8 protein-coding genes are annotated in these 8240 nt (G+C 73.6%); 1 reads left to right on the top strand and 7 read right to left on the bottom strand.

What is annotated here, in order from left to right:
- Positions 1–51 precede the first annotated feature (51 nt).
- The 7 genes from ACFU7Z_RS31260 to ACFU7Z_RS31230 form a co-directional block, all read right to left on the bottom strand.
- Positions 52–1716, bottom strand: coding sequence for a DoxX family membrane protein (locus tag ACFU7Z_RS31260; protein ID WP_117488413.1), 1665 nt, complete (start codon positions 1714–1716; stop codon positions 52–54).
- Between the two features lie 168 nt (positions 1717–1884).
- On the bottom strand, positions 1885–2877 hold the full coding sequence (gene rlmB, locus ACFU7Z_RS31255) for a 23S rRNA (guanosine(2251)-2'-O)-methyltransferase RlmB (protein WP_049657177.1): 993 nt from the start codon (positions 2875–2877) through the stop codon (positions 1885–1887).
- Positions 2878–3014: 137 nt separating this feature from the next.
- The gene (gene cysS, locus ACFU7Z_RS31250) at positions 3015–4409 is read right to left on the bottom strand and encodes a cysteine--tRNA ligase (RefSeq protein WP_117488415.1); all 1395 of its coding nucleotides are present in this window, start codon (positions 4407–4409) and stop codon (positions 3015–3017) included.
- A 95-nt stretch (positions 4410–4504) separates the two neighbouring features.
- The gene (locus ACFU7Z_RS31245; protein ID WP_049657181.1) at positions 4505–4897 is read right to left on the bottom strand and encodes a PPOX class F420-dependent oxidoreductase; all 393 of its coding nucleotides are present in this window, start codon (positions 4895–4897) and stop codon (positions 4505–4507) included.
- Positions 4898–5038: 141 nt separating this feature from the next.
- Complete coding sequence (gene ispF, locus ACFU7Z_RS31240; RefSeq protein WP_049657183.1) at positions 5039–5539, bottom strand: 2-C-methyl-D-erythritol 2,4-cyclodiphosphate synthase; 501 nt, start codon at positions 5537–5539, stop codon at positions 5039–5041.
- A complete protein-coding gene (ispD, locus tag ACFU7Z_RS31235; protein ID WP_074001725.1) occupies positions 5529–6284 on the bottom strand; it encodes a 2-C-methyl-D-erythritol 4-phosphate cytidylyltransferase in 756 nt (251 codons plus the stop codon). The genes ispF and ispD overlap by 11 nt, the downstream gene beginning before the upstream one ends.
- Before the next feature lie 295 nt (positions 6285–6579).
- Positions 6580–7062: a CarD family transcriptional regulator gene (locus tag ACFU7Z_RS31230; RefSeq protein ID WP_014136563.1), complete on the bottom strand. Its 483-nt coding sequence runs from the start codon at positions 7060–7062 to the stop codon at positions 6580–6582.
- Positions 7063–7512: 450 nt separating this feature from the next.
- Between ACFU7Z_RS31230 and ACFU7Z_RS31225 the strand changes: the two genes are divergently transcribed.
- Positions 7513–8196 (top strand): hypothetical protein, encoded by a 684-nt coding sequence (locus tag ACFU7Z_RS31225; protein ID WP_074001726.1) that lies wholly within the window; start codon positions 7513–7515, stop codon positions 8194–8196.
- Positions 8197–8240: the final 44 nt, after the last annotated feature.

Below are 8240 nucleotides of genomic sequence, written 5' to 3'. Positions count from 1 at the left end.
AGAGAGTGGTGCTCCCCGCGGAGCACCCGGCCGACCGCCGTCACGCGGGCCTCAGGTCGCGGTCGGCACCCCCGGGTGGGAGGTCCGGCCGCCGGAGAGGTCGGCCAGCGGCGCGCTGCCCAGCACCCCGCCGAGCAGCCCGCCGGAGCTCGGGCTGGACTTGGCCGCCGGCCCCGAGCCGCCGGTGCCCGGGGTGCCGCGCGAGGCGGGGGCGGTGCCGCCGGAGCCGCCGGACGGGGCGGGCGCGGCCGGGGAGGAGCCCGACCCGGCCTCGGGCTTGCCCGAGTGCGCCTTGCCGCTCGGCGTCGGGGTGGCCGGCTTGGTGGACGGCGTGGCGGCCGGGGTGGTCGCGCTCGGCGTCGGGGTGGCCGGGTGCGGGGCGGCGGGTTGGGGCGTGGTGGACGTGCCCTTGCCGCCGGGGGCGCCGGACGGGCTGCCGGACGGCCAGACCGGGGTGCCGTAGTCGGTGGCCGGACGGTCCGGCGCCTGGTGCGCCCGGGCGCCGGTACGGACGGCGGCGCCGAGCATCGAGCCGAGCAGCAGGGTCAGGCCGACGACGACCGTGGTGACCACGGTGCCGCGGCGCAGCACCCGGCGGCGCAGCGCCCCGGGCGCGTCCGCGCCGTACCGGCGCCAGGCCTCCAGGCTGAGCCGCCCGTCCAGCGAGGCGAACGGCGCTCCGGCGATCAGCAGCGGGCTCCACGCCGCGAGGAAGATCAGGTCCGGGGTGTCGTAGACCGGGACGGCCCGCCAGCTGACGGTGAACAGCAGCGCGGCGGAGAGCGCCATCGCGGCGCCGGCGGCGAGCCGCTGCCAGAGGCCGAGGACGGTCAGCACGCCGACCACGATCTGGGTGAACGACACCACCAGGCCGGCGCCCACCGGGTGCGCCATGGCGAAGGCCAGCAGCGGTTCGGCGACCTTCCAGGGGTGCAGCGAGGAGAGCCAGCGCATCATCGAGCCGCGCTCGCCGCCGTCGAAGTACACCGGGTCGCAGAGCTTGCTGAACCCGGCGTAGACGGAGAGCGAGCCGAGGACGGCGCGCAGCGGCAGCAGCACCAGGCCGAGGTCGACCCGGCGGCCCGGGTACCAGGGCTGCCTGCCTGCGGCGTCGACGGCGGAGACCTCGGGCAGTTCGCCGCTCGGGGTCCAGCCGTGCGGCTCGCCGACCGGGCCGACGCCCGCGTCGGTGGCGGTGCCGGCGCCCTCGCGGGGCTGGCGCGGGAGGGTGCGGGCGCCCGCGAGGGAGGGGAGCGCCTGGGTGTCCGCCTCGATCAGGCGGACGCCGCCGGCCGGGGTGCCGCCGGGGCGCACCGCCTCCAGCAGCCGGGTGGCCGCGAGGTCCCCGGGGGGCGCCTGGCCGGTCCAGGTGACGGCGGTGACCCGGCCCTTGCGGCGCGGTGCGCCGCCGGCCCCGGCCCCGGCCAGCGCCGGGACGGCGGAGGAGGGCACGACGACCTGCGGGGTGACCAGCGGACGGCGGATCAGGCCCTGGTTGGCGTACGGGTCGCCGAATGCGGCACCGGTGGACAGCAGTCCGGCCGGGGCATCGATCAGCGGCGCCACCGGGCCGCCGAGCCGGAGCCGGAAGCTCGCCTGGGTGCTGCTGAGCCGCGAAGGGTCCGACTCCACCTTGACGGTGTTGAGGCCGGGGCCCGCGTCTATCCCGGTGCTGCCGTCGCCGAACAGGGGGCGCCGAGGTGTTCTGGTGTCCACGCCCGTCTAACCGGGTGACGCCCGCTTAGGACACTCTCCCGGGTGGATGTCCGGCGCACACTTGAAGTGATCATGAAAAAAGCGATCGGGCCCGGTCGGGGCCCGATCGCCTTCACTCGGATTGCGGGGAATTCGGAAGATCTCCTGCGCGCCGCAACCCGGCCGTGCTCAGCGCTTGGCGCGCAGTCGCGCGGCCTCGTACAGCACGATGCCCGCCGCGACACCGGCGTTCAGCGACTCGGTCAGGCCGGACATCGGGATCCGGACCCGCATGTCGCAGGTCTCCGAGACCAGCCGGGACAGGCCCTTGCCCTCGCTGCCCGCGACGATCACGACCGGACCGGTCAGCAGCTCCAGGTCGCCGATCTCGGCCTCGCCGTCGGCGGCCAGGCCGACCACCATCAGACCGGCCTTCTGGTAGGCCTCCAGGGTGCGGGTCATGTTGGTGGCCCGGGCGACGGGCAGCCGGGCCGCGGCGCCGGAGGAGGTCTTCCAGGCACCGGCGGTCATGCCGGCCGCGCGGCGCTCGGGGATGACCACGCCGTGCGCGCCGAAGGCGGCGGCCGAGCGGACCACGGCGCCCAGGTTGCGCGAGTCGGTCACGCCGTCCAGCGCGATGATCAGCGCGTCCTGGCCGGCGTCGGCGGCGTCGACCAGCAGGTCGTCGGGGTGCGCGTACTCGTACGGCGGCACCTGGAGCACCAGGCCCTGGTGGTTCATCCCGCCGGTCATCTGGTCCAGCTGGGGCCGCGGGGCCTCCATCAGCGGGATGCCGCGGTCGTTGGCGGCCTGGAAGGCGTCGCGGACCCGGTCGTCGGTGTCGATGAACTGCTGGACGTACAGCGCGTTGGCCGGGACGTCGCCCTGCAGGGCCTCGACCACCGAGTTGCGGCCGAAGACCAGCTCGGCGCTGCCCGCGCCGCCGCGGCCACCACGGCCGCCGCCGCCGGCCCGGCGCATGCCGGCCCGGGCCTTGGCGTCCCGCTCGCGCTTGATCGCGGCGTTGGCGGCGCGCTGCTTCGGGTGGCCCTTGCGCTCCGCACCGGGCGGCGTCGGGCCCTTGCCCTGGAGCGCCTTCCGGCTGTGGCCGCCGGTACCGACAGACGCGCCCTTCTTCGATCCGGGGTTGCGACGGTTCCTGCGTGCACTGTTGCCGGCCATGGCTGTACTTCCTGTCTGTCCGGCATGCCCCGGCCGTCCCGGTCTGCCCGGTGGCGGCCGACGGCATGCGCTACGTCATGCGGGAGGGCCGCACCGGTCCGGTACGGCCCACCCATCACCCCGATCGTCGGATGGGGTTACTGGCTGTTGATCGTCCAGCGCGGGCCGGACGGGGTGTCCTCGATGGCCAGCCCGGCGAGGCCGAGCTGGTCGCGGATGGCGTCCGCGGTGGCGAAGTCCTTGCGCTCGCGCGCGGCCTGCCGCTGGTCCAGGACCAGACGGACCAACGAGTCGACCACTCCGTGGAGGTCCTCGCCGCGCTCCGTCCCGGCCCAGTGCGGGTCGAGCGGGTCGAGGCCCAGTACACCGAGCATCGCACGGACCTCGGCCAGTCGCGCCACCACGCTCTCCTTGTCGTCCGCGTTCAGGGCGCTGTTGCCCTGGCGGACGGCGGTGTGCACGACGGCCAGCGCCTGCGGCACGCCGAAGTCGTCGTCCATCGCCTCGGCGAAGGCCGGCGGCACCTCGGGCGCCGCGTCGACCGTGCCGCAGCGCTCGACGGCGCGCTGGATGAAGCCCTCGATCCGGCCGAAGCCGGCCTCGGCCTCGCGCAGCGACTCCTCGCTGTACTCGATCATCGAGCGGTAGTGCGGGCCCGCCAGGTAGTAGCGGAGCACGATCGGCCGCCACGCCCGGACCATCTCGGAGACCAGCACCGAGTTGCCCAGCGACTTGCTCATCTTCTCGCCGGCCATGGTGACCCAGGCGTTGTGCACCCAGAAGCCGGCGAAGTCGTCGCCGTAGGCCTTGGACTGGGCGATCTCGTTCTCGTGGTGCGGGAAGATCAGGTCCAGCCCGCCGCCGTGGATGTCGAAGGCCGCGCCCAGGTACTTGTGGGCCATCGCCGAGCACTCCAGGTGCCAGCCCGGACGGCCGCGGCCCCACGGGGTCTCCCAGCTCGGCTCGCCCGGCTTGGCGGCCTTCCACATCGCGAAGTCGCGCTGGTCCCGCTTGCCGGTCTCGCCCTCGCCCTCGGGCTGGCGCAGGTCGTCCAGCTTCTGGTTGGAGAGCGCCAGGTAGTCGGGGTACGACCGCACGTCGAAGTAGACGTTGCCGTCGGCCGCGTAGGCGTGGCCCTTCTCGATGAGCCCCTGCATCATCGCGATCATCTCGGGGATGTGCCCGGTGGCCCGCGGCTCGACCGTCGGCCGCAGGCAGCCGAGCGCGTCGTAGCCGTCGTTGAAGGCGCGCTCGTTCTCGTAGGCGATCTGCCACCACGGCGTGCCGAGCTCGCGCTCCTTGGCGATGATCTTGTCGTCGATGTCGGTGACGTTCCGGGCGAAGGTCACCTGGTAGCCGCGGTAGGCGAACCACCGCTGCATGAGGTCGAAGTTGAGGTACGACCGGATGTGCCCGATGTGTGGCGCCGACTGAACGGTAGCGCCGCACAGGTAGATCGAGACACAACCCGGTACAAGCGGGACGAAGTCGCGTACCTGGCGGGTGCTGGTGTCGTACAGACGAATGCTCACAGCGTCAAGCGTAGTGGGCACCGGGGGGTGCCCCGCCACATTCCCCGGGACAACGGGGGCGTGATCCCGGGGAAACGGCGGGACGCGGACGGGACTCAGATGTTGCCGAGCACCTTGTCCGGGGAGATCCGGACGACCACCCGGACCGCCTCCGGGCCGTCGAAGGTGTAGTCCTTGCCCAGGTACTTGCGGGACAGCTCGTCGATCAGCTCCCGGCCGCCCTCGGTGGTCAGCGTCGCCTCGCCGCGCGCCTCGAAGTACTCGTACGGGTTGTCCTTGTCGTTGATGACGAGGGACACCCTCGGGTCCCTGACCAGGTTGAGGTGCTTCCGGCGGCCCTCGACGGTGGAGAACAGGATGTCGTCGCCGTCCCGCTTGACCCAGACCACGGAGGCCTGCGGGCCCCCGTCGGGCTGGATGGTGGAGACCACGGCGAAGCTCGTGCTGTCGAGCAGTTCCTTGACCTTGTCCGCAAGTTCGACACCCATCGGAAACCCCTTCACGTCGGTGTTCGGCCCGAGCGGAAGCCCCGTCCGGGCCCGAGCCGAACACTAGCGACTCGGGCCCCGGGAACACCCGGTGAACACCCGTCAGGTCCGGGTTGTTCCCGACCGCTCACCGCGACCGGCTCAACGCCGTTCGTACACCAGGGCGGTGGCGATCGCGGCCAGGCCCTCGGCCCGGCCGGTCAGCCCCAGCCCGTCGGTGGTGGTTCCGGAGACGGACACCGGGGCGCCGACCGCCTCGGACAGCGCGGCCTGCGCCTCGGCCCGCCGCTTGCCGATCTTCGGCCGCACGCCGATCACCTGGACCGCCACGTTGCCGATCTCGAAGCCCGCCTCGCGGACCAGCCGGGCCGCCTCGCCGAGCAGCTTCGCCCCGGACGCGCCGGCCCACTCCGGCCGGTCGGTGCCGAAGTGGGCACCCAGGTCGCCGATCCCGGCGGCCGAGAACAGCGCGTCGCAGGCGGCGTGCGCGGCGACGTCGGCGTCCGAGTGCCCGGAGAGGCCGACCTCGGCGTCCGGCCAGTCCAGCCCGGCCACCCGGAGCGGGCGGCCGGCCTCGAAGGCGTGCACGTCGGTGCCGATCCCCACGCGGGGGATCACGGGGGTCTGCGGGTCAGTAGGCATCGGCGGCCCTCCTGCGGGCGAGTACGGCCTCGGCGAGCACGAGGTCCAGTGGACGGGTGACCTTGAACGCCTCCTCGTGGCCGGGCACCACGACGACCCGGCCGCCGTAGCGCTCCACCAGGCCGGCGTCGTCGGTGACCGGGGGCGCGTCGGCGGTGCCCGCGCTCTCCTCGGCCAGCGCCTTGGCGTGCACCTCGACCAGGGTGGCGCGGTCGAAGCCCTGCGGGGTCTGCACCGCGCGCAGGGTGGCGCGCTCGGGCGTGTCGAGCACCGGCTCGGGGCCGCCCGGGTTCGGCTCGACCCGCTTCACCGTGTCGGCCAGCGGCACCGCGGGCACCACCGCCCGCGCCCCGGCCCGGACGGCGGCCGCGACGGCGTCCACCACCTCGACCGGGACCAGCGGGCGGGCCGCGTCGTGCACCAGCACGATCCCGACCTCGTCCGGGATCGCGGCCAGGCCCAGCCGGACCGACTCCTGGCGGGTCGCCCCGCCGGCCACCACCCGGATGTCCTTGTCGTCCAGCCCGTGGCTGTCCAGCAGGGCGACCACCTCGGCCACCCCGTCGGCGGGCGCGGCGACCACGACCAGGCCGACCGCCCGGCTGCGGGCCAGGGCCCGGACGGCGTGCACCAGGAGCGGCACGCCCCCCAGTTCCCGCAGGGCCTTCGGGGCCCCGGGCCCCAGCCGCTCACCCCGTCCGGCGGCGGGCACCACTGCTGCTGCGACTGCTCCTGACGCGTTCAGGTTTCACTCCTTCGGCGAAGTGGGTATGGCCATGGCGTGCCCGGCGGGCGCACCGGGCCCCTTCCGAAGAACCACGGTCCACCGTCCGCCGCACAGCTCCGCAAGTTCCGCGCAAGAACGGGTGCGGAAACGGTCTTGCAGGCCTGGGCCGGCTCGGGCGGGTGGCGTGGTCCGGACATGCCTCAGCGCCCGGAGTGCCACTGCACCACTCCCGGACGGTTCGTCCGAGGAGTGGCGCGCCGGCACCGGGCGCTGTGAGCGTTGGGCGGCAGCCCGACCGCACTGCGGTGGCGCGCTACGAGGCGAGGACCTCGTCGAGCAGCGTCTCCGCCTTGTCCTCGTTGGTGTTCTCCGCCAGCGCGAGCTCGCTGACGAGGATCTGGCGCGCCTTCGCGAGCATCCGCTTCTCGCCGGCCGAGAGGCCGCGCTCGCGCTCGCGGCGCCACAGGTCGCGGACGACCTCGGCGACCTTGATGACATCACCCGAGGCGAGCTTCTCCAGGTTCGCCTTGTAGCGACGGGACCAGTTGGTCGGCTCTTCCGTGTACGGTGCCCGCAGCACCTCGAAGACCCGGTCCAGACCCTCCTGGCCGACTACATCGCGCACACCGACGAACTCCGCGTTCTCGGCGGGCACGCGGAGCGTCAGGTCTCCCTGCTGCACCTTGAGCACCAGGTAGGTCTTGTCCACACCTTTGATCTGGCGAGTTTCGATGGCCTCGATCAGCGCGGCCCCGTGATGGGGGTAGACCACCGTGTCGCCAACCTTGAACGTCATGTGACAGGACCCCTTCCGTGGCTTTCCAGAATAACACGCTTCTCGGCCCACCCGAAGGGCGTTTTCGCAGGTCAGGGCCGGTCTCGGGGCTTGACAAGGACCCCCATGACGTGCTGCGACCGGTGTTCGAGAGGGGCTTCCCGCAGGTCGGAGGCGGTTCCGGGGTTCGACGAAACCCTTGCGCAACACCCCCGCAACCATGATTGGATCTTGAGCTTTCACCCCTTTTCGAGTCGCGGCCGAATCGTTATTCGATCTTGGTCGAACCTTGTCCTCCGCGTGACCCGGACATGTCGACGTACCGCCGGACGCACCCCCGGCGTACGGCCGGACGGCCCCCGGCGGCCCCCGGGAGTGCGACACGGGGACCACCCCGTGAGGAGCGCATAAGCGAGGTCGATAATCTGAGACCTGACCACCCGACACGTGACCTAGGGAGAAGCCGCCGCCGTGAGCCGCAGCCTTCGACGCGGCAGCATCGCCGCCCTCGCCGCCATCGCCATCGCCTCGCTGTCCTCCTGCGCCGCCGGCAACACGCCGGACACCCTGCAGATCAAGCCGGACAACGCGGCGGCGACCCTCGGAACGAACCTCCGGCTGAACAACATCGTGGTCGTCACCGGGGAGGGCGCCTCGGGCGACCACACCGGTCCCGCCAACGTGGTCGTGAACATCGCGAACACCGCGGACGCCCCGGCCGAGCTCCAGTCCGTCACCGTCGGCGGTGCCGCCACCACCTTCGCGGACGCCGCCGGCGCTCCGCTGTCCGGCATCGTCGTCCCGGCCCGCGGCGCGGTGGTGATCGGCGGCCAGGGCAACCCGTCCGCCACCGCCGCCTCCGCGACCGTCCACGTCGGCGGCTTCGCCCCGACCGTGTTCACCTTCAAGGACGGCCAGAAGGTCGAGGCCCAGGCCGCCGTGAGCCCGGACTCGGGCGCAGACGGCCGCGGCCTCTACAAGGGCTTCGGCCCGACCCCGTCGCCGACCGCGACCCCGGCCAAGACCACCACCCCCGGCGCGGCCACCCCCGGTGCCACCGCTCCGGCCCCCGGCGCCACCACCCCGGGCGCGCCGGCCACCGGTGCCGCCGTCCCGGCCGGCACCACCGCCCCGGCCGTCCCGGCCGCGCACTGACGCCGCACCCCGCCCCCGGCGGGCCCTCCAGGGCCCGCCGGAGC

This window comes from Kitasatospora sp. NPDC057518 (genome assembly GCF_042802075.1).
Taxonomy (GTDB): domain Bacteria; phylum Actinomycetota; class Actinomycetes; order Streptomycetales; family Streptomycetaceae; genus Kitasatospora.
Note: the sequence above shows the minus strand (reverse complement) of the source record. Positions and strands in the feature narration are given on the sequence as shown.